Annotated in this window: 22 protein-coding genes and 2 pseudogenes; 2 read left to right on the plus strand and 22 right to left on the minus strand. The window is 44.0% G+C overall.

Annotated elements, in window-relative coordinates:
• Positions 1–93: 93 nt before the first annotated feature.
• From CCK98_RS31640 to spoIIR, 11 genes and pseudogenes are all read right to left on the minus strand, one after another.
• Positions 94–969, minus strand: a pseudogene (locus tag CCK98_RS31640) (nuclease-related domain-containing protein); the annotation flags it as partial.
• A gap of 15 nt (positions 970–984) precedes the next feature.
• Entirely contained in the window at positions 985–1113 is a 129-nt protein-coding gene (locus CCK98_RS36650; RefSeq protein ID WP_256942513.1) for a hypothetical protein, read from the minus strand.
• A gap of 595 nt (positions 1114–1708) precedes the next feature.
• Complete coding sequence (gene upp, locus CCK98_RS31650; protein ID WP_088090210.1) at positions 1709–2338, minus strand: uracil phosphoribosyltransferase; 630 nt, start codon at positions 2336–2338, stop codon at positions 1709–1711.
• Between the two features lie 333 nt (positions 2339–2671).
• Positions 2672–3913 (minus strand): serine hydroxymethyltransferase, encoded by a 1242-nt coding sequence (gene glyA / locus CCK98_RS31655; RefSeq protein ID WP_088090211.1) that lies wholly within the window; start codon positions 3911–3913, stop codon positions 2672–2674.
• Positions 3914–4181: 268 nt separating this feature from the next.
• On the minus strand, positions 4182–4748 hold the full coding sequence (locus CCK98_RS31660) for a TIGR01440 family protein (RefSeq protein WP_088090212.1): 567 nt from the start codon (positions 4746–4748) through the stop codon (positions 4182–4184).
• 48 nt (positions 4749–4796) lie between these two features.
• A complete protein-coding gene (gene rpiB, locus CCK98_RS31665; RefSeq protein ID WP_088090213.1) occupies positions 4797–5243 on the minus strand; it encodes a ribose 5-phosphate isomerase B in 447 nt (148 codons plus the stop codon).
• Between the two features lie 171 nt (positions 5244–5414).
• Positions 5415–5852 (minus strand): low molecular weight protein arginine phosphatase, encoded by a 438-nt coding sequence (locus tag CCK98_RS31670; RefSeq protein ID WP_088090214.1) that lies wholly within the window; start codon positions 5850–5852, stop codon positions 5415–5417.
• 84 nt (positions 5853–5936) lie between these two features.
• Entirely contained in the window at positions 5937–6494 is a 558-nt protein-coding gene (locus tag CCK98_RS31675) for a manganese efflux pump MntP family protein (protein WP_088090215.1), read from the minus strand.
• Positions 6495–6899: 405 nt separating this feature from the next.
• Positions 6900–7943 carry an L-threonylcarbamoyladenylate synthase gene (locus tag CCK98_RS31680; RefSeq protein ID WP_088090216.1) on the minus strand — a complete coding sequence of 348 codons (1044 nt, stop codon included), beginning with the start codon at positions 7941–7943 and terminating at the stop codon, positions 6900–6902.
• A gap of 184 nt (positions 7944–8127) precedes the next feature.
• The gene (locus CCK98_RS31685; RefSeq protein ID WP_088090217.1) at positions 8128–8574 is read right to left on the minus strand and encodes a GNAT family N-acetyltransferase; all 447 of its coding nucleotides are present in this window, start codon (positions 8572–8574) and stop codon (positions 8128–8130) included.
• Between the two features lie 162 nt (positions 8575–8736).
• Complete coding sequence (spoIIR, locus tag CCK98_RS31690) at positions 8737–9666, minus strand: stage II sporulation protein R (RefSeq protein ID WP_179195988.1); 930 nt, start codon at positions 9664–9666, stop codon at positions 8737–8739.
• A gap of 188 nt (positions 9667–9854) precedes the next feature.
• On the opposite strand from spoIIR, the gene CCK98_RS31695 reads away from it, so the two are divergent.
• Positions 9855–10262 carry a nuclear transport factor 2 family protein gene (locus CCK98_RS31695; protein WP_088090218.1) on the plus strand — a complete coding sequence of 136 codons (408 nt, stop codon included), beginning with the start codon at positions 9855–9857 and terminating at the stop codon, positions 10260–10262.
• 73 nt (positions 10263–10335) lie between these two features.
• On the opposite strand, the gene prmC is transcribed toward CCK98_RS31695, so the two are convergent.
• From prmC to CCK98_RS31750, 11 genes and pseudogenes are all read right to left on the minus strand, one after another.
• Positions 10336–11205 carry a peptide chain release factor N(5)-glutamine methyltransferase gene (gene prmC / locus CCK98_RS31700; protein WP_088090219.1) on the minus strand — a complete coding sequence of 290 codons (870 nt, stop codon included), beginning with the start codon at positions 11203–11205 and terminating at the stop codon, positions 10336–10338.
• The gene (prfA, locus tag CCK98_RS31705) at positions 11198–12271 is read right to left on the minus strand and encodes a peptide chain release factor 1 (protein WP_088090220.1); all 1074 of its coding nucleotides are present in this window, start codon (positions 12269–12271) and stop codon (positions 11198–11200) included. The genes prmC and prfA overlap by 8 nt, the downstream gene beginning before the upstream one ends.
• A 181-nt stretch (positions 12272–12452) precedes the next feature.
• Positions 12453–13058 carry a hypothetical protein gene (locus tag CCK98_RS31710; RefSeq protein ID WP_142292221.1) on the minus strand — a complete coding sequence of 202 codons (606 nt, stop codon included), beginning with the start codon at positions 13056–13058 and terminating at the stop codon, positions 12453–12455.
• Between the two features lie 246 nt (positions 13059–13304).
• On the minus strand, positions 13305–13904 hold the full coding sequence (locus CCK98_RS31715) for a thymidine kinase (RefSeq protein ID WP_088090222.1): 600 nt from the start codon (positions 13902–13904) through the stop codon (positions 13305–13307).
• 108 nt (positions 13905–14012) lie between these two features.
• Positions 14013–14228 (minus strand): 50S ribosomal protein L31, encoded by a 216-nt coding sequence (rpmE, locus tag CCK98_RS31720; protein WP_088090223.1) that lies wholly within the window; start codon positions 14226–14228, stop codon positions 14013–14015.
• Between the two features lie 238 nt (positions 14229–14466).
• Positions 14467–15732: a transcription termination factor Rho gene (rho, locus tag CCK98_RS31725; RefSeq protein WP_088090224.1), complete on the minus strand. Its 1266-nt coding sequence runs from the start codon at positions 15730–15732 to the stop codon at positions 14467–14469.
• 494 nt (positions 15733–16226) lie between these two features.
• Entirely contained in the window at positions 16227–17189 is a 963-nt protein-coding gene (gene glpX / locus CCK98_RS31730) for a class II fructose-bisphosphatase (RefSeq protein WP_088090225.1), read from the minus strand.
• Positions 17190–17332: 143 nt separating this feature from the next.
• Positions 17333–18619 carry a UDP-N-acetylglucosamine 1-carboxyvinyltransferase gene (locus tag CCK98_RS31735; RefSeq protein WP_088090226.1) on the minus strand — a complete coding sequence of 429 codons (1287 nt, stop codon included), beginning with the start codon at positions 18617–18619 and terminating at the stop codon, positions 17333–17335.
• A gap of 183 nt (positions 18620–18802) precedes the next feature.
• A pseudogene (locus tag CCK98_RS31740) lies at positions 18803–18986 on the minus strand (fructose-6-phosphate aldolase); the annotation flags it as partial.
• A 110-nt stretch (positions 18987–19096) separates the two neighbouring features.
• Entirely contained in the window at positions 19097–19954 is an 858-nt protein-coding gene (locus tag CCK98_RS31745) for a class II fructose-bisphosphate aldolase (RefSeq protein WP_088090227.1), read from the minus strand.
• A gap of 248 nt (positions 19955–20202) precedes the next feature.
• Positions 20203–20574 (minus strand): response regulator, encoded by a 372-nt coding sequence (locus tag CCK98_RS31750; RefSeq protein WP_088090228.1) that lies wholly within the window; start codon positions 20572–20574, stop codon positions 20203–20205.
• Positions 20575–20744: 170 nt separating this feature from the next.
• On the opposite strand from CCK98_RS31750, the gene CCK98_RS31755 reads away from it, so the two are divergent.
• Positions 20745–20883 (plus strand): DUF2529 family protein (locus CCK98_RS31755; protein WP_142292222.1); only part of this gene is annotated, 139 nt, incomplete at its 3' end.

Genomic DNA, 20883 nt, shown 5'->3' on the forward strand with positions numbered 1-20883 from the left:
AGAAGGGCGAAAGTATGCACGACTATTTTGGGAAACGGGAATCGGGTAGATCCTATTTACTTGGTTGGAACTATGTATGCTTTGATTTCCTATTTACTTGGTTGGAATCGTGTATGCGTTGATTTCCTTTTCATCGAGCGGGCACAGGAGTTGATTTTTCGGAAGTGTGTATTTTGTTCCTCGTTTAGAGCCATTAGACGTGAGGTTAAGCGCCCTTAGTTGTTTCCCTGCTACAAAGGTGGATTTAATATGTGTAAACTCAGCAAACTGCTTCCTTGTAATCGTCGGTCCAATCAAGAGAAAATAATCATCTACAGTTGGAAGATGAGCCGTTTTTGAGATTAACAGGCAATTAGGACAGTGCCAATTTGCTGAATAATAATCCATCTTGACGGTTTGACACTTAGGACATAACACTCCAGTTATAATGTCGTCTTTTGAGAATTTGTAAGTTTGGAGAATATTAGGAATAGGAGTTTGATGGTGGGCTAAAAGGAGGTCCACTAATTGGCTGATTTTTCTTTTGCTAAACACGGGTTTTTGATACTTCATTTCAAGCACTTCCAGTTTGTCCAGAAGTGACTCGGCATAAATCAACTCATTGAAAATTTGCTGATTGTCAGCGGTTGTTTCCACTTTAGTCGTCGGTTTACTGATGATTACCACTTTTTCAATTGGCAAACCCTGCATTTGCATCTTTCTGAGCCAATTTACAAATTGCAGTTTCTGCCTTTTCACCTGAAGAATTGGATTCGAAATGCCCTCTTCTTCATTATTAAATTCCTTGGTTACATGATTGGTTTCCTTGTTAAAAATCAATTTCTTTGATAGATTTTTGACTTCTGCCATGAAGATAAACCTCTTTGAAAGGATCACTAAATCAATTTGGAATGCCTTCTTGTCAGTTAGCCGCAGGCCATGAAAAATGTAATATTGATCTTCTGGCAAAAGCGAAAGATAGTAGCTGCATTCCTTCTCTCCGTATTATCCCTTCAGCCACGATCTTAAATCTCGTTCGACGGTTGGCATGATTGGATGATTTTTCGATACCCTGCGGAGTATTGCCATACCTTGGTAAGCTTGAATTGGTAACTTCAGTTCTAAAACGACCATTTACATCACCTCTTTATATATATTCAGTGGTAATTTCTATTAAAAGATTAGATATCCTCCTTAAAAATTAAGCAAATTATATCTTTTTAGTGAAATATAGTCTTTTTGCCGTTTATTTTTTAAGTCTATTTCGGTTCTTGTTATCGTTTTATGTTCTTTATTCAAGTTCAAAAATGTTCTCGTTGGAGTTTTGTGCCATTTCTCGGTGGTTTTGTGCTATTTTGGGCCGGTTTTGTGCCGATTTCTAGAGTTTTGTGCCATTTTCAAGGTGTTTTGTGTTATTAGACATTTTTTTCCAAAAATGAGCTCTTTTTTTAAAAAATAAATTGGTTCCACAGTATGGATTTTCTCTTATTTCGAGAAATATATCGGGTTCCAAAAGGGATTTTGTATTTTTCGAAAACAATTTGGGTTCCAGTATGGATTTTCTCTTTTTTTAAGAAAAATAATTGGAGTTCCAAAACCGACTTTTATTTCCCCAAAAAAACAATTAAGGCTCCCAATCTCATTATTTTTTCCAAAAAACAATGACTTATTTTTAATAAAACCAACAAAAAAAAAGCCGAATACTCTCGACTTTTTTTCAAACGGTATCTTATTTCGTTCCAAACAACCGATCTCCTGCATCACCAAGGCCTGGGACGATGTAGCCGTGGTCATTTAATTTCTCATCTAATGCAGCAATATAGATATCCACGTCCGGGTGGGCTGACTTTACTGCTTCCACGCCTTCTGGTGCCGCAATTAAACACATAAATTTGATATGTTTCGCGCCGCGCTTCTTCAAGGAGCGAATTGCTTCAATCGCCGAACCGCCTGTTGCGAGCATCGGATCAACCACAATGAAATCACGCTCTTCTACATCACTTGGCAGCTTAATATAATACTCAACCGGAAGCAATGTTTCAGGGTCCCGGTATAAACCGATATGGCCCACTTTCGCAGCTGGGATTAATTTTAAGATGCCATCAACCATTCCGATTCCTGCACGCAAAATGGGCACAATCCCAATTTTCTTTCCGGATAATACCTTAGATTTCGCTGGGCAGACAGGTGTTTCGATATCGATATCCTCAAGCTGCATATCTCTGGTAATTTCAAACGCCATCAGCGTCGCGACTTCATCGACAAGCTCGCGGAACTCCTTTGTTCCTGTGTTTTTATCACGTATGTAAGTTAGTTTATGTTGAATGAGTGGATGGTCGAAAACGAATACCTTGGCCATAATCATCGCTCCTTATTTTAAATTATAAACACTTCGTCTCATTTTACAGAAAAATAAGGCAATGAGCAAATAGAAATCAGCACTTTCAACTAGTTAGATTTTTCAAAAAAAATCGGCCCACGATAGGCCGATTCTCTGTTGCTAAAATAAGAAAGTATAAGTTTTTGAACCTAGACAACTGTCTAGCTCCAGCGCCCTAGCGGCTAGTGTCCTTCGCTCTCCAACCTACGATAAGTCAAGCACGCATGCACCTTCGGCTCTTCGTGTTTCCTTTATCTCAGTTGGAGCGCTCCAGGCCATACGCCACTGAACAGGGCGCTTGCGCTTTTCTTATTAATATTCTGGATAAAGAGTAAATTTGCTTGTTAATGCTTCGACACGACCTTGCGCTTCTTCAAGTTTCGCCGCATCTTCATGGTTTTTCAAGGTAAACGCGATAATTGAAGCGATCTCGTCCATATCCGCTTCAACAAAACCACGGCTTGTCACTGCTGCAGTACCGATGCGGATACCGCTTGTTACAAACGGACTTTGTTGATCAAATGGAATCGTGTTTTTGTTAACCGTGATGCCCACCTCATCAAGGACCTTTTCAGCAACCTTGCCAGTTAATCCAAGCGTCGTTACATCCACTAACAAGAGGTGGTTGTCCGTTCCGCCTGATACTAACTTCAAGCCTTCCTTTTGAAGGCTTTCAGCTAAGCGCTGGGCATTCATGATAATCTGACCTGCATATTCTTTGAAGCTGTCCTGTAATGCTTCGCCAAACGCAACAGCTTTCGCAGCAATGACATGCATAAGTGGACCGCCCTGAATTCCAGGGAAGATCGATTTATCAATTTTCTTGCCGAATTCCTCTTTGCAAAGGATCATCCCGCCGCGTGGACCGCGTAATGTTTTATGCGTAGTTGTGGTAACAAAATCAGCGTACGGTACTGGGTTTTGATGCAATCCTGTCGCAACGAGTCCAGCGATGTGCGCCATATCCACCATGAGGTATGCACCGACTTCATCGGCAATCTCACGGAACTTTGCAAAGTCAATCGCGCGAGGGTACGCACTAGCACCAGCTACAATCATTTTCGGCTTGTGCTCGAGTGCCTTTGCACGCACATCATCATAATTGATGCGGTGCGTTTCTTGGTCCACACCATATTCAACAAAGTTATATTGAACACCACTGAAGTTAACTGGGCTGCCGTGTGTTAAGTGGCCGCCGTGGGATAAATTCATGCCAAGCACGGTGTCACCTTGCTCTAGAACTGTGAAGTAAACCGCCATATTAGCTTGTGCACCTGAGTGAGGCTGCACGTTCACGTATTCCGCTCCGAAGATTTCCTTTGCGCGGTTGCGGGCTAAATCTTCGACGATATCAACATATTCACAGCCGCCATAATAGCGTCGGCCAGGATAGCCTTCTGCATATTTGTTTGTTAAAACGGACCCTTGGGCTTCCATGACTGCTTCACTTACAAAGTTTTCTGAGGCAATTAATTCGATTTTTGAACGTTGACGACCTAATTCTTTTTGAATCGCTTGAAAAACCTGTTCATCGGCTTGTGGCAAATGCTTCATGACAAAAATCCCCCTTAATATGTAAGTCACTATAGATAATTTCGAAAATTCTTATTCATTTTAGCATGAAACACCCTCAAAATAAAAGGGAAACATTTTTCGGTTTTTAATTATTTTTTTACCTAATGTGGAATATTTTTATATATCAGAACTTTGATTTCCGAACGAAATTAATTTTTATCACAATAACATTCGTATTTTAATGTGATACATCAAAATTTTCCAGCTAATAAAAAACTTTAATGATGGTGCCTGACACCAAAGTTTATTAAGAGCAGCTCGAGTTTTCCTGATTCCGTTCGTATACGGCTCTTGCGCCGCCGATCAGTTTCGGGCGTACTTTGGCGAGTGTTACATGGGCCTGTCCGATGCTTTTTTGCTTCACGCGGACTGGAACGGCGACATGTTTTAAGTGCATCCCGATGAGTGTGTTGCCGATGTCAATCCCGGCATCCGCTTTCACAAACTCCACTACAACCGCGTCTTCCATTGCTCCAAACGCGTAAGTGGCCATCGCCCCGCCTGCTTTACGGACAGGGACAACTGACACTTCATCGAACCGCCTTTCCTCGGCAACCACACGTTCGACGACCAAGGCCCGGTTTAAATGCTCACAGCATTGGAAGGCAAGCGTGATCCCCGTCTCCGCTTGAAGGTTTTTCAAACAGCAGTAAATCATTTCCGCCACTTCAACCGTACCAGAGGTGCCAATTCTCTCCCCAATCACCTCACTCGTACTACAGCCGACCACTAACAGCTGCCCTTGTCTTAACGCACCCTGCTCTTTGAATTCCGTTAAAATCGCTTCCAGTTCTTGTTCACACGTTTGAATCATACGCCTTGACCTCCACTAAAAAAGATTTCCAGTCCAGCCCGAGCTAATTTAGAGGTGCTTATCCTCGTATTCACCAATTTTTCCTATCCGGTTCGCATGACGGCCGCCTTCAAATTCACCCGTCAGCCAGATTTCAGCTATATCTCTGGCCAGGCCAGGGCCAATGACGCGTTCACCCATCGTTATGATGTTTGAATCATTATGAGCCCGCGTTGCTTTGGCACTAAACGTATCATGGACCAAGGCACAGCGAATCCCTTTCACCTTGTTAGCAGCAATACTCATGCCAATTCCCGTTCCGCAAATCAGAATCCCGCGGTCAAACTCGCCGCTCGCTACCTTCTCAGCAACTGGCAGGGCGTAATCTGGATAATCAACCGATGTTTCACAGTCACAGCCAAAATCTTCAAATTCGATTCCCAGTTCGTTAAGTAATTGCGCGATTTCTTTGCGAAGATTCACTCCGCCATGGTCTGATGCTAATGCCACTTTCATATTAAAAACCTCCTCAATTCTATTTATCTTTTACAGACAAACCCCAGCTCCTCGCCACTAGTGTCCGTCACGAAAAGGATCTTTGCTTTCCTGATTAATTTTGACATACCGCCACAAAAATATAAAGTTTCAATCAAAAAATAAAAGCCCTCTTCGAAAAGAGAGCATCGTTTACTTTAGTTTTCCAATCGCTTTATCAATTAATCCATTTAGTTCACGAAATGTTTCTTCGTATATGGCGAGCGGTCCGCCGTACGGGTCGACGACATCATGATTGAAGCCTTCCCCGCTGTATTCCTTTAAGGTATATACCTTTTGACTCACATGAGGGTATTGCTGCAGAATGGCCAACTTATGTGAGGATGTCATCGTTAGGATGAGGTCGGCCCATTTGACCTCAACACTCGTTAACAAACTGGAACGGTGATTGTGCACGATCCCATTGTCCTCTAACACCCTTTTTGCATGTGTCGATGCCTCGCTGCCGTTCGCAGCATAAATGCCTGCCGACTTCACTTCGATCGCGTCGACCGCTTTTTTTTTCAAAATTGCTTCTGCCATTGGACTCCTGCACGTATTTCCTGTACATACAAACAAAATGCGCTGCAATGTGTTTGCCTCCTTACAAGATCTTATGTAATTTATTTTATCATATTTAAGTTAGAGATTCGAAATGGTTGGCCGATCCGCCCGTTAAAAGAAGGGAACGAGCAGCTTTAAGCCAAAGGCAAGTAAAATAGCTCCACCTAGTGCCTCACTATATGACCCGACCCAGCCCTGCATCTTGCGGCCAAGCAGCAGTCCCGCCCATGTTTGGATGGTTGCCATAATTCCAAAACACAAAATAACCATAATCGTCTTCGCACCATAAATGCCTAAGGTAAGCCCTACGGAAAAACTATCAAGACTCACACTCAAGGCAAAGAGCAGCAAGCCGAACCCAACTGGGGAAATAACCTTTTCATCGCTCTTTTTGAGGGTGGACCACACCATTTGCACACCGAGTAAAATCAGCAGAAAACCGCCGATAAAGGTCGCAAAGGTACCAAACTTATCTGATAAAAATTTCCCAGCAATTAAGCCAAGCAGCGGCATCCATACATGGAACAAACCGATCGTGATGCCAATATTAATAATTTTCTTGAGCCGAAGTTTGTACATCCCCATGCCAAGTCCAACTGAAAATGCATCCATCCCTAGCGCAAACGCCATTAACATAAGAGTTACTATTTCGCCAACCATTTCAGACATTCGGACCCCGCCTCCTTGGACTAACTACCCTAGCATATGCACGTCCAAACTAATTTAGAAGTCTCGTTCGGGAACTGGAATATTGGCCGCTTACGTCTATTATACCGCTTCTTCCTCGTTTCTAATTCCAAAATTTGTTACATAATGGTGTTTGCGACCGCAAATACTTGGTGCCTGACACTTAGAAAAGCGGAGGCGCCCGTTTAACGGCGTATGGACTGGAGCGCTTTGACTGAGATAAAGGAAACACGGAGAGCGTAGCGATTCGATGTTGACTTATCGTAGGGAAAAGAGCGAAGTCCACTAGCCGTTGGGCGCTGCAGCTAGACAGTTATCTAAGTTTATAACCTTATAATGTCGTCATTTAAAAAAAACACCAGGTCCCCTTCGCGGAGAACCTAGTGTTTATTCAGCGATCAGTTTATTTCCAGCGGCTTTCTGAAGGCGGTTCATGATTGCATTTCCGACACCTTCGTTCGGAAATACCTCACTGTAAATGACATCGACCTTTTCTAAATTAAATCTTCGTAATGTATCATAAAGCTCCGCGGCAACCGTCGTAAGTTCCGCCCGCTTCCCGCAAGCTAGCACCACATCCGCTTCATACACATCAGCCTGCTCTTCCGTAGTCAGCACCCCGACCCGCAACCCCTCAAACCGCTTTTCTTCTACTAGACTCTGGAGAAACTTCGTGGTGCCTGACACCATAAATAGAGGTGCATTCGGGGCGTAATGTTGGTATTTCATGCCCGGGGCTTTCGGCCGGGCCGCCTCGTCTGTTAATGCGGCATCGACACGTACTTCACCGAGCACGGCCTCAAGTTGCTCCTTTGTTACCCCGCCCGGTCTTAAGATAACCGGAATCGCTTCCGTGCAATCGATGACCGTTGATTCCACGCCAATTCCTGTTGCGCCGCCGTCGATTACACCAGCAATTTTCCCGTTTAAATCGTCCATGACATGTTGGGCTTTCGTTGGACTTGGTTTGCCCGAACTGTTGGCGCTCGGGGCAGCAATTGGCAGTCCACAACTTTTCAACAACGCCAGTGCGACAGGGTGGTCCGGCATCCTCACTGCAACCGTCGACAATCCCGCCGTGGCCGTTTCCGCTAGGACGCCTTCTTTCTTTTTAAAAATAATCGTCAGTGGTCCCGGCCAAAACGCATCCATCAACACTTCAGCCTTGTCGGGAACCTCAGTTACAAACGTGCTCAGCTGCTTTTTTTCAGCGATGTGGATAATTAGTGGATTATCACTCGGCCTTCCTTTGGCCGCAAAAATCTTCCCAACCGCCACATCACTTTCCGCGTTCCCTCCAAGACCATAAACCGTCTCCGTTGGCAGGGCAACCACTTCGTTATCCCGTAAAAAATTCGCTGCATCCACAACCTGTGGATTATTTTCAAGATTATCCACATACTTATCCACTTTCCAAACCTTTGTGTTCATAATTATCCACCTTTATCACGAATGAGTCTTCTAGCGAAATTTGGCGAATTTAGTCACCTAGACTCATATTTTAAGCTCAATACGTTTGAAAGTATAAAAGAAGGTGGGCATAAATACAAGTGTTATCCACAAATTGTGCACAACTTCCTTGAAATAGTGGATAACTTTGTGGATATATCCACAATTATAGTGAAAATTTCAAAAATATAGAGTTATCCACATTTAAAACGTGTCGAATATGTTCAGATTGATAAAATTCGCTGGGTATTTCTGCCCGGTCAATCCTCTGGAAGCCCAATATTTCGAAAAATGGTAAGGCTACGCTCTTATTTGTTGCCAAAAACAAACCTTTCATCCCTTTTTCTTTCGCTAATTGCACCATTTGATCAAAAAGAACGAAGATTTCCTTTTCAGCTTGTCCAGGTGTAACAACGAGGGAGCGCAAGAGCCCGAACTCCGTGAAGGCCTCCATGCCAAGCGAACCCTTTAAGATGCCATCCTCATTCTCTAGCAGCAAAAAATAGTCAATCGTATCCTCGGTTAATCCATCCGTTCCCAGATTGGCTCTGGATAAAAACTGTCGTAAACTGCCCAAGTCTTGTTTATTTGCTCTGCGAATCAATGCCTGCATCGCTTCCACCTCTTTTTTTAAGATTCTACTCTATGAATATGGATGAGCTAGAACAAATAGAACCGCTAGAAACGGGAATCTAGTAAAATTTTATTAAAGAAACGACCACAGCCTCGCCGCATTTTTCCACACAAAAAACCAGCCCCATTGCCGGAACTGGTTCTAATTAAACATCTTCTCCCACATCTCTACGACGAAAAACTTCACTTCCACCGGCTTTTCATCTTCAGCAGTATACACAGGCGCATCCTTTTTAGCCAACTTTACCGGCTCATCTTCAACCTCAACCATTATCTCATTGAACACCGGCGCATCTTTTTCGATCAACCTCTCCGGCTTCTTCATTTCTTCTTCGTCCACAGTTGTGGCTTTTTCCTCTTTTTCAGACTTGACCTTAACCTCTTTTTCTCCCTTAACCTCAACCGCTTTCGTATCCTCAACTGAGCTTGCTTCTTCCTTTACTTCTTCTTTTACCTTTTCAACCGTTGCCACCGTTTTGGCCTTTTCAACCTTTTCCTCGGACTTAGCAGTAGCAGGTCTCACTGTTTTTGCCTTCGCCTTTTTCTCTCCCTCAAAGCCATCACTCACAGCCACCCCATTTGAAAAATCAAGAAAGCATAATGGCGGGTAAAGCACGCACCACCAGTTCGCGCCTTCCCCCGAACCTAACGTAATCAAAATCGCTTGATATTCACCAGCTGGATATAAAAATTGACCATATAATTTCGTCGGAAACTGAACCTTGCCAAACTCCACTTTCACTGATTGATCGGACCCTTGATCGCGGACCACTTGTTCCGAAATCGCTTGAATCTCAGGAAGCTTCGACTTGATGACCGTTCTTGCTTTTTCCATCGACGTTAAATCCTGAACCCACAGGGTAATCTGTGCATTCACCGCGTCGCGGACTTTCCGTTTAATGGCTTGATCCTCTTCAAAATCACTATTCGCAAGAATCCTGAGCCGAATCGCTTCACCAGGAATCACAATCGATTCTTTCGCTGCGGCTTCCGTCTTCGGCATATATAAACTCAACATCGTCCCTAAAGACAAAACGATAAGATATCCCCAAACAATCACTTTACTTTTCAATTCTAGCACCGTCCCTTCGATACCTTCATTTTGGACAAAATGCCAGAATCTTAAACTATTAAATTTTAATATTTTCCAAAGAAACGATTGGATGTCTTCCACTCAAAAGGATAAAATCTAATATATGATAAAATATGTAGAAGGTCTTTCTGTAGAAAATAAATCTAAGGGAAATGGAGTGTAAAAAAATGGATCATTCAAAATCGGAATACGTGGACTTAAAAGTAATTTGCCCCGACGATTGCGGCAACGCACCCAAAAAAGCATACCTCAAAGAATTTAGCATCGCTTTTGCACACAACGACCTCGCTTTTCTATCAGAGAATATCACCGACGATTTTCACTGGAATATCATCGGCCAACATCCGTTCCAAGGAAAAGAAAAAGTGATCGAAATCCTCAAACAAAACCAAAATAATAAAGTAACCGAACTGCAGATTAACACCATTATCACCCACGGATATCACGGCTCAGTTAACGGTACCCAAATCGTAGAAAACAAAAAGAAATTTGCATTCTGTAACGTATACCAATTTGCCAGTTCCCGTAATAACTCCAAAATAAAAGAAATGACATCCTATCTAATTGAACTATAAAAAAGCTCAGAGCCATCATACTCTGAGCTTTTTTATGATTTTCATTATAGTAAATTCTCCACATGACCGGAACCTAAGCCCCGAAGCCGATCTCCGCAAACACCATCCGGTCCTTGCCATTTAAATCATTCACAATCTCTACCTTTACACTTTCAAAAGCTTTTTGAAAAAGCTCCGCTACCGCTTCGCCCTGACCGGCCCCAATTTCAAATCCAACCAGCGCGCGCTTCTCTAGTACTCGCGGTAGCTCAACCATAAAGCGGCGGTAAAAATCCAAGCCATCCGTCCCCGCAAACAAAGCCCGGTGCGGCTCATGCTCCGTCACAACCTCCGACATCGCCGTCATGTCACCGAGCGGAATATACGGTGGATTCGAGAGGATCACATCAAACCGAGCCCCGCTCACCATAAACGGGCCAAGCAAATCCCCCTGAACAAACTCCACCTCCGCCCCAAGCCGGGCCGCATTCTCCCGTGCCACAGCCAGCGACGCCTCCGCAATATCAGTGCCTGACACTCGAAGTTCCGCTTCTTCCAGCTTCATCGTAATCGCGATGGCGCCGCTCCCGGTCCCGATATCCGCTAACCTGATAACCTGCTCTCCACTGAACAGCTGCTTGATCCGTTGAAGTGCACCGTAGACGAGTTCTTCCGTTTCCGGCCTCGGGATCAGCACCTCTTCATTGACGATAAACGGGCGCCCGTAAAACTCCTCCGTGCCGATGATATATTGGACCGGCACACCCTTCACGTGTTCACCAACCGCTTTTTCAAAGACTTCCCACACGCCCGGAGCTAGGTCATCGCGGACATTCGCAAACAACTGCGCCCGCGACATTCCGGTGAAATGGCGAAGTAACAGCTCCCCTGCATTCTCATCACGACGCGCTGAAACTAAAAAAGAAGAAGCCCATTGAAGAGCTTCATAGACTTTTTTACTCATTAGAGGCACTTTCCAGCCTGCGCGCTTGATCATCCATAATCAGCGCATCGATGACATCATCGAGCTTGCCTTCTAAAATTTGATCAAGCTTTTGAATCGTCAAGCCAATACGGTGGTCCGTCACCCGGTTTTGCGGGAAGTTATACGTACGAATCCGCTCCGAACGGTCACCCGTACCAACCGCAGATTTACGGACAGAATCATACTCCGCCTGCGCTTCCTGTTGATACTTATCATAAATCCGTGCGCGTAAAACCTTCATCGCCTTATCTTTGTTCTTGTGCTGCGATTTCTCATCCTGAATCGAAACCACAATCCCAGTTGGAATATGCGTTAACCGAACTGCTGACATCGTCGTGTTAACGGACTGTCCGCCGGCGCCACTTGACGCAAACGCATCAAAACGGATATCTTTATCATTAATTTCCACTTCTAATTCTTCCGCTTCCGGCAAACAAACAACTGTCGCCGTCGACGTATGAATCCGGCCGCTTGACTCCGTCTCCGGAACACGCTGCACACGGTGTGCGCCGTTCTCATACTTCAACTTCGAATAGGCACCCTGGCCGTTGATCATAAAACTAATTTCCTTATAACCGCCAAGACCAGTCGGGTTCGCATCAATCAATTCCGTCTTCCAGCCCTGCGCTTCCGCATAACGGCTGTACATGCGATATAAATTCCCAGCAAACAAGGCCGCTTCGTCACCGCCCGCTGCTCCGCGGATTTCAAAGATAACGTTCTTGTCATCATTCGGATCCTTTGGAATCAGCAATAGTTTCATCTTAGCTTCCAACTCAACGATTTGCGCTTCCAGCTCATTAACTTCTTCCTTCACCATTTCACGCATATCCGCATCCAGCTTCTCATCAAGCATCGCCTTAGCATCCTGAAGTTGTTCGCGCGCATCTTTATATTCACGGTAAGTTAGTACAGTTTCTTGTATATCAGATTGTTCTTTTGAATATTCACGAAGTTTCTTTGAATCATTAATAATTTGTGGGTCGCTCAAAAGTTCATTCAACTTATCATAACGATCTTCCACCGATTGAAGACGATCAAACACGGTCTATTCACCTCAATTTTTTGTCCATAACATTCTAATTATAGTATAGGTGAAAACAACCGTCAAAACCAAATTAAGGGGAAATTTTTTCGCGGGGTGATTTTTCAAGTTAAAATCCTTTTTTTAAAAAGGAACTCAAGCTACAGCCGTAGAAAAAACATGCCCTGATAATCAGAGCATGCTACCTTCGGTCTTCTTTGACACGTACTTCAATTTTATACCGCGGCAAGGCCTGGATTAGTTTCCGATGGAGTCGTGCTTCGGCATTAATTTTTCCCCGCTCAGACTGCATTCCTTTTTTATAAACAGATACCCACATCCGGTCGCCGTTGATCCAGATGGAATCGGCCGTAAACTCATTGGAATCCGCGATGACTTGCTTAGCCTTTTCGATATCGTTGCCTTGATTATTCGCACCAGCTTCGCTGCCGCTTCCTGTCCTCTTCAGGTCAAGGAAGTTCGGATTTTGATTGGTGATATCATCTTCGACCATATGCTGCTTATTCTTGCCCCGATCCGACATATTCGTCGGCGTGTTGCGGTCATTGCCACGATTGGACATATAATTGGGTGCGGATTGGTCACGCCGTAGGTCATAAGCTTCTTCATTCCCATGATTCCCACCCTGATTCCCGTTACAGCCGCTTACTAAAAACAACATACTTAATGAGAGAAACAACATAAATTTTTGCATCTTACACCTCCCATTACTATCATGCCCGGTCACGGCAGCAACAGGTCGAGTGAATTCTTTCCAAGTCCGGGAGGAGGAATTTGGCGGTCCCACAAGGGAATCCGCCAAAACTGGGTAGAATTCCGCCAACTTCCAAAGTTATTCCGCCAAACTACCCAGAATTCCGCCGAACTCGAAGTTTATTCCGCAAACTACCCAAACATTCCGCCAAACCGCAAATTTCCCCCTAATAAACAAAAAAACTACCTGAGAACCCCTTCTCAGACAGTTTTTCCAATGGTGTCAGGCACTAATTATGTAAACTCAACCAACCCTGACATTCATTTGTAACTTCTTGGTCTATGCATGAACGGTATAGGACGCCGTTTTTGGGACTTCGTGATGATGACGGCAGCGGGGCTCGTACGCTTCGGAGGCACCCACTAATATGACTGGGTCATGGTAAGAGGCTGGACGTCCATCAATTAGACGCTGCGTCCGGCTTGAAGGCGAACCACAAACAGAACAGACCGCCTGCAGCTTCGTCACCGATTCAGCAATCGCCATCAACGCAGGCATCTGCCCAAACGGCTCACCGCGGAAATCCATATCAAGACCCGCACAAACCACCCGATGACCGCTATCAGCCAGCTGTTGCACAACCCTGAGAATCCCCTCATCAAAAAACTGAACCTCATCAATGGCGATAATATCCATATCTGCTTCCACATGGTGAAGAATCTCAATCGAATGAGTAATTGGCTTCGCGTCAAAAGAAGATCCATTATGAGAAACGACAGATTGATCGTGATAGCGATTATCAATTTTCGGCTTAAAAACAGCTATCTTTTGTTTGGCGAACTGAGCACGTCTAACGCGGCGAATCAATTCCTCCGATTTCCCAGAAAACATACTGCCACAGATAACCTCAACCCATCCGCTTTGCTTCATTAAATACATAAAACGGCGTCTCCTTCCAAGCAAATCCTTAAATATCTATCAATTATTTGAATTTTATTTAAATAAAAAACAGGCAAGTAAATTGCTGCTTGCCTGTACTTTTTACAATTATTGTTGCTGTTGGCTCTTGATGCCGTATTTCTTGTTGAAACGGTCAACACGTCCGCCAGCTTCAGCGAATTTTTGACGACCAGTATAGAATGGATGACATTCTGAACAAGTTTCAACGCGAATTTCTTTCTTCACTGAACCAGTTTCAAAAGTGTTTCCGCATGCACAAGTCACCTGTACCATTTTATAATTTGGATGAATTCCTGCTTTCATTCTTTTCATCTCCTTCCGCCCTGAATCATTCGAAACAGAGTTATATAAAGCACCTGCAAAAACCAAGTACTGAAATACTAAAAACACACTGCACCCATTATAACAAGCAAAGCCATGTTTGGCAAGTTGGGATTTATTGGTTTCTTTTCGGAAAGGAACCCATCATGTCCCATCTACCAGGGTTGTCCGATACCTAATTGACTAGGACCGGCTTAATTTGACCGCTTCACCGCATCGACTACGAACGTCTAGATTTCAGCTCTTCCCCTAGTTGCGCGAAGAACTCTTCATTCGACTTAGTTTGTCTTAATTTTTTCAAGAATCGTTCCGCAAAATCTGGTGAATCTGACATCGATTTTCTGATCGCCCATAATTTATCCAAATGATCCTTCGGAATCAACAGCTCTTCCTTACGCGTTCCCGAACGACGGATATCAAGCGCAGGGAAAATACGACGTTCAGCCAACTGACGGTCAAGGTGAAGTTCCATATTACCTGTCCCTTTAAATTCCTCATAAATCACGTCATCCATCCGTGAGCCTGTATCGACCAAAGCCGTCGCAAGAATTGTCAAACTGCCGCCCTCTTCGATATTACGGGCTGCCCCGAAGAAACGCTTCGGACGGTGGAAGGCTGCTGGATCAATACCACCAGAAAGCGTCCTTCCGCTTGGAGGAATTACAAGGTTGTATGCACGAGCCAGACGCGTAATACTATCCATCAGGATCACAACATCGCGTTTGTGCTCGACTAAACGCATCGCGCGGTCAAGCACCAGCTCCGCTACTTTAATATGATTTTCAGGTACTTCGTCAAACGTCGAACTGACGACGTCACCGGCAACCGAACGCTCGATGTCGGTCACTTCTTCCGGACGTTCATCGATTAACAGCATGATTAATTCCACTTCCGGATGGTTCGTTGTAATGCTGTTTGCAATTTCTTTTAACAGCATTGTTTTACCCGCTTTTGGCGGAGCGACGATTAAGCCACGCTGCCCAAAACCAACCGGTGCGACAACGTCCATAATTCTTGTCGATAGATGTTTTTGAGTCGTTTCTAATTTCATCTGTCTGTTTGGATATAATGGTGTGAGGCCTGGGAAGTACACCCGTTCTTTCGCTGATTCCGGATCTTCCCCGTTGACAGCCTCCACGTGCAATAGTCCATAATAACGCTCATTTTCCTTTGGAGGTCGTACCTTACCGGAAACTTTATCCCCATTACGAAGGTCGAAGCGGCGGATTTGCGAAGCAGAAATATAGATATCTTCTGAGCTTGGCGAGTAGTTAATTGGTCGTAAGAATCCAAATCCTTCTGATTGGATGATTTCCAAGACGCCTTCCATGAAAAAGTACCCCTGCTGTTCCGCACGAGATTTCAGGATGGCAAAAATTAATTCTTTTTTTGTTAATTTGCTGTAATAAGTTACTTTATATTCGCGAGCAAGCTCATAAAGCTCCTTCAGCTTCATATTTTCTAAACTTGAAATTGTTAAGTCCATTTGTGCACCACACTTTTATTTTTTTGGCTCTTTAAACTTGGTCGTTGATTTCCGCTCCAGGTGCGCAGCGCCGCGCGGGCGGTTTGGGAAGCCTCCTAGGCGCAAAGCGCCTGTGGGGTCTCCTCTGACCCGTCCTCGCGCAGGAGTCTTCGCACCTTCCGCTCCAATCAACGTAGGCTATAAATCAACAATGACCTCTAACACAGCCATTTCTTTCAATCAGATAATAATTAAGAGAGTTGAGGAATTGAAATAGAAGTAGTAAGAAATGAATAGAATTGCAGAAAAATGCATAAAACAATTACTATTTTACCCTCTATGCAAAAAATTAATCAACTAAATTTTCTATTTTCATTCATTGGGAATTTTTTCTTTGAAGGAGTTCGTTGAAAATTCCTAATCGAGTGTAATAGGAGTTTTTTAATTTAGGAGAGGTGATGCCATGAAGGGTGCCTGACACGCACTGGTGTCAGGCACCCTCCTTGCGGCATCGCCTATTTAATCACTAAATTAGGTTTTTTCTTTAAACTATGACGACCTTCGACAAAGCGGACGGTGCCTGATTTGGCACGCATAACGATTGAGTGGGTCGAACCGTAGGATCCTTTGAATTGAACACCGCGCAGCAATTCTCCGTCGGTAATCCCTGTCGCAGCAAAAATGGCGTCATCGCCTTTGACAAGGTCCTCCATCCGCAGGACGCGATTGACATCAAGTCCCATTTTGATGCAGCGCTCAAGCTCCGCATCATTTTGCGGCAATAGTTTACCGATGATTTCGCCGCCAAGACATTTTAAGGCAACAGCAGACAGAACGCCTTCAGGAGCACCGCCAGAACCAAAGAGAATATCCACACCGGTATTGTCGAATGCCGTATTAATGGCACCTGCCACGTCACCATCATTAATTAACTTGATTCTTGCCCCTGCTTCACGAAGCTGAGCAATGATATGCTCATGGCGCTCACGATTTAAAACAGTCGCCACGACATCCTCGATATCTTTATTTTTCGCTTTGGCAACGGCCTTTAAGTTGTCCAGAACAGACGCATTAATATCAATATGTCCGACTGCTTCGGGCCCAACCGCGATTTTTTCCATGTACATATCAGGAGCATGAAGAAGGTTGCCATGGTCAGCAATCGCAAGAACCGCTAAAGCATTCCAGCCGCCTGATGCTAAAATATTGGTCCCTTCGAGCGGGTCAACGGCAACATCGACGCGTGGTCCGTAGCCTGTCCCAAGTTTTTCACCAATATAAAGCATTGGTGCTTCATCCATTTCCCCTTCACCAATGACAACTGTACCCTTCATTGGCACGGTGTCAAACACATCGCGCATGGCAGAAGTAGCTGCACCATCGGCCTCATCTTTTTTCCCACGGCCCATCCAACGGGCTGAAGCTAGTGCTGCTGCTTCTGTGACACGGACAAGCTCCATCGTTAAACTTCTTTCCATCGGTCTCCATCTCCCTATGTCTTATGTTTATCTCCTGAACTTTGCTTTCTGTCTAGGCTACAGCGCTCAGCGGCTAAACCGGGCGCTTCCGCTTTTCTATTGTCTAGCTCCAGCGCCCAGCGGCTAGTGTCCTTCGCGCTTTTCTATGTGTTCTTCATCTGTTCTACTTCTTCTTTTGTCAACGCTTCCCGCCAAATGGTTGCACCGAGTCCGTTTAATTTTCCGACAAGGTCACTATAGCCGCGGTCGATATGTTCAAGACCGGTTACTTCAGTAATTCCTTCGGCAATCAATCCGGCAATGACAAGTGCGGCTCCTGCCCTGAGGTCGCTTGCCTTCACTTTGGCACCTTGAAGGTGAATCGGGCCATTTATGATGGCTGAGCGCCCTTCCACCTTGATATTGGCGTTCATTCTTCTTAGTTCATCGATATGCTTAAAGCGGGCACCGTAAATCGTGTCTGTCACAACACTTGAGCCGGCAGCCTTTGTCAGAAGCGTTGTAAACGGTTGCTGTAAATCGGTCGGAAACCCAGGATAAACAAGCGTTTTAATGTCGACAGCCTTTAATTTTGTTGACCCGTCAACAAACACTTGATCATCGCCGGATTCGACACGAACACCCATTTCGCGCAGTTTAGCAATTAATGATTCTAAATGCTGTGGGATGACGTTATCGATTAACACGCCTTCGCCTACCGCTGCGCCTAAAATCATATACGTGCCAGCTTCAATTCGGTCTGGAATAATGGTGTGTCGGCAGCCATGGAGTGATTCCACACCATCGATACGGATCACGTCCGTTCCTGCGCCTTTAATTTTCGCACCCATACTTGTTAGCAGCGTCGCCACATCAATGATTTCCGGTTCTTTCGCCGCATTCTCAATCACCGTTCGGCCTTTGGCCCGAACAGCCGCCAACATGATATTAATCGTTGCTCCCACACTGACGACGTCAAGATAAATCCGTGCGCCGCGAAGCTCGTCCGCCCGTAAATAAATCGCCCCTTGTTCATTGGTGATTTGGGCCCCAAGTGCTTCGAAACCTTTAATATGCTGATCAATCGGTCTTGGTCCTAAATGGCAGCCGCCAGGTAAGCCAATTACCGCTTTTTTAAATCGGCCGAGCATCGCACCCATTAAGTAATAAGAAGCACGGAGCTTTTTTACTTTCCCGTTTGGCAGGGGCATGGAAATCATGGTAGATGGGTCGACCGTCATATCGTTATCAGAAAGCTGAACGTTTCCGCCGATTTCTTCAAGGAGGTCCTTCAAGATTTCAACATCTGAAATGTCCGGCAATCCCTCAATTGTCACTGGTGATTCCGCTAAAATTGTTGCAGGAATTAACGCGACGGCACTGTTTTTTGCCCCGCTGATCCGTACAGTTCCCTTTAACGGATATCCGCCCGCAATTTTAAGTTTTTCCATTTTCGACTCCCTTCTAAGCCCTTGTAAGTCAATCGGTACGCATCCGCTTATTACTGAATGAGGCTCTAGGTATATTTTTCCATCACGAAAAGTCAAAATCCGACAGTTTGTCTATCCTTTAGTTTACACCAAAATTCTATTTTCATGTATGGTAATGAAAAATTTTTTCATAAAACTGGAAATTTATGCCTCTGTACGAGCTTTCCAGTCTGTTAGGAAGCCTTCAATGCCCTTATCTGTTAATGGATGATGGAATAATCCCATTAATACTTTGTATGGAATGGTTGCAATATGAGCGCCTCTTAATGCGGCCTTTTGTCACGTGAACTGGATTACGAATGGAGGCTGCAATGATTTCTGATTCAATTTTCAGTTTTCTTTCACAAACTGAAACCGCCCTTTGGTAAGGACGGTTTTCATTTTATCATATTTGGAACAAATATAAAAACGACATTGTTCCCGTTTTTCAGAATTGTCTTACGCTCTGCCTGAAGAACCGAATTCGCGAATTTTGCCAATAACAGTTGCTTTGATGGCATCACGAGCTGGTCCTAAATATTTACGTGGATCGTATTCTTCTGTTTTTACTGCTAATGTTTCACGAACAGCTTTTGCAGATGCGATTTGATTTTCTGTATTCACATTGATTTTTGCTGTTCCAAGTGAAACAGATTTTTGGATATCCTTTAATGGGATACCAGTTCCGCCGTGAAGGACTAATGGAAGACCAGTAATCTTGCCAATTTCTTCCATTTCAGAAAAACCAAGGTTTGGTTCGCCTTTGTAAGGACCGTGAACAGAACCTAATGCAGGTGCAAGGCAGTCGATACCTGTGCGTTTTACAAGTTCTTCACATTCTTTTGGATCTGCGTAAATGACGCCTTCAGCGATAACATCGTCTTCTTGGCCGCCAACAGTTCCTAATTCCGCTTCAACAGAAACACCTTTTGAATGAGCATAGTCAACTACTTTAGAAGTAATTTCGATATTTTCTTCAAATGGGTGGTGAGAAGCATCGATCATAACAGATGTGAAGCCTGCATCAATCGCTTCTTTACATTTTTCAAAGCTTGAACCGTGGTCAAGGTGAATGGCCACTGGTACTGTCACTTTCAAGTCTTCCATTAAGCCTTCAACCATTTTTACAACGGTTTTGAAGCCAGACATATAACGGGCAGCACCTTCAGATACCCCAAGGATAACTGGTGAATTTTCAGCTTGTGCAGCTTGAAGAATGGCTTGTGTAAATTCTAGGTTATTTAAGTTAAATTGCCCAACCGCATAGCCTTCTGCTTTTGCTTTGATGAGCATTTCTTTCATTGAAACTAATGGCATTTCTCTTCCTCCTTAGTTTAGGTCGCTATCTTTTTCAAAAATGGGCCTTCCGTATTAAGGTTTTCCCTCAATTTTACGGATTATGTATTACTTGAAAAAGATAACCAACCAGTAAAAAGTTCATATGTATCATATCAAACCAAGGTTCGAAATGCCATTAAAAAGTCAGAGTTTTATAAACTGTCATAATGAAAGCGCGTCCATTTAACTATTCCCACAGTTCTTATGTTTTTTATAAAAAAATGACGTTAATTCATCTTTTGAGGGATGTGTTTTCGAACGGCTGCACGAATATCATCAATGTCAAACGGCTTGGCAAAATGAGTGATCGCTCCAAGGTCCTTCGCTTCTTGAATCATATCCAGCTCGCCATAAGCTGTCATGATAATGACGCGGATTTCCGGATCGATTACTTTCATTCTTTTTAAAATCTCGATACCGTCCATTCCAGGAATTTTCATATCCAATAGGACAAGGTCGGGGTCATGCTTTGTTACAATTTCAAGAGCCTGAATGCCATTGGCAGCCTGAAAGGTCTGATACCCTTCTTTTTGAAACACTTCGTTTAGTAAGATTCGAATGCCAAACTGATCATCAACGATTAAAATTTTGTCTTTCATAACTCCACCTCTTCCTTATTTTTAAATTGCTTTTTTATTATCCCTCTATCTCTCACTTGTTATATTTCTCGCTGAAAGAGAAATTCTCCTGCAGAAATTTTGATATTTTTCTTTTATTTTTGCAGTGGCGAAAAAATGCTTATAATAATAGGGTGAATAGGAGGGTTTTAATGTTAAAAATGTTTACTACTCAATTAACCGGTCTATTGAAGCGGATTGAGGAAAAAGAGGAATATTCCTTTGAAGATGGCGCCCGCTTGCTTGCGCAAGGGCCGATATATATTTTTGCCACGAAGGAAATGAAGGCGG

This window comes from Bacillus sp. OV166 (assembly GCF_900177675.1).
Lineage (GTDB): Bacteria > Bacillota > Bacilli > Bacillales > Cytobacillaceae > Neobacillus.

Bases quoted from the DNA above. Each gene is read 5' to 3' on its own strand.
- CCK98_RS31685 (WP_088090217.1), bottom strand. From the start codon at position 8,574: ATGCAGGCATTGATTCGCAGAGCAAATAAACAAGACTTGGGCAGTTTA.
- rho (WP_088090224.1), bottom strand. From the start codon at position 15,732: ATGGACTTAACAATTTCAAGTTTAGAAAATATGAAGCTGAAGGAGCTT.
- glpX (WP_088090225.1), bottom strand. From the start codon at position 17,189: ATGGAAAGAAGTTTAACGATGGAGCTTGTCCGTGTCACAGAAGCAGCA.
- CCK98_RS31660 (WP_088090212.1), bottom strand. From the start codon at position 4,748: ATGATTCAAACGTGTGAACAAGAACTGGAAGCGATTTTAACGGAATTC.
- upp (WP_088090210.1), bottom strand. From the start codon at position 2,338: ATGGCCAAGGTATTCGTTTTCGACCATCCACTCATTCAACATAAACTA.
- CCK98_RS31675 (WP_088090215.1), bottom strand. From the start codon at position 6,494: ATGTCTGAAATGGTTGGCGAAATAGTAACTCTTATGTTAATGGCGTTT.
- CCK98_RS31750 (WP_088090228.1), bottom strand. From the start codon at position 20,574: ATGAAAGACAAAATTTTAATCGTTGATGATCAGTTTGGCATTCGAATC.
- prmC (WP_088090219.1), bottom strand. From the start codon at position 11,205: ATGAGTAAAAAAGTCTATGAAGCTCTTCAATGGGCTTCTTCTTTTTTA.
- CCK98_RS31695 (WP_088090218.1), top strand. From the start codon at position 9,855: ATGGATCATTCAAAATCGGAATACGTGGACTTAAAAGTAATTTGCCCC.
- CCK98_RS31680 (WP_088090216.1), bottom strand. From the start codon at position 7,943: ATGAACACAAAGGTTTGGAAAGTGGATAAGTATGTGGATAATCTTGAA.
- CCK98_RS31715 (WP_088090222.1), bottom strand. From the start codon at position 13,904: ATGTATTTAATGAAGCAAAGCGGATGGGTTGAGGTTATCTGTGGCAGT.
- rpmE (WP_088090223.1), bottom strand. From the start codon at position 14,228: ATGAAAGCAGGAATTCATCCAAATTATAAAATGGTACAGGTGACTTGT.
- rpiB (WP_088090213.1), bottom strand. From the start codon at position 5,243: ATGAAAGTGGCATTAGCATCAGACCATGGCGGAGTGAATCTTCGCAAA.
- CCK98_RS31745 (WP_088090227.1), bottom strand. From the start codon at position 19,954: ATGCCATTAGTTTCAATGAAAGAAATGCTCATCAAAGCAAAAGCAGAA.
- glyA (WP_088090211.1), bottom strand. From the start codon at position 3,913: ATGAAGCATTTGCCACAAGCCGATGAACAGGTTTTTCAAGCGATTCAA.
- CCK98_RS31735 (WP_088090226.1), bottom strand. From the start codon at position 18,619: ATGGAAAAACTTAAAATTGCGGGCGGATATCCGTTAAAGGGAACTGTA.
- CCK98_RS36650 (WP_256942513.1), bottom strand. From the start codon at position 1,113: ATGGTCGTTTTAGAACTGAAGTTACCAATTCAAGCTTACCAAGGTATG.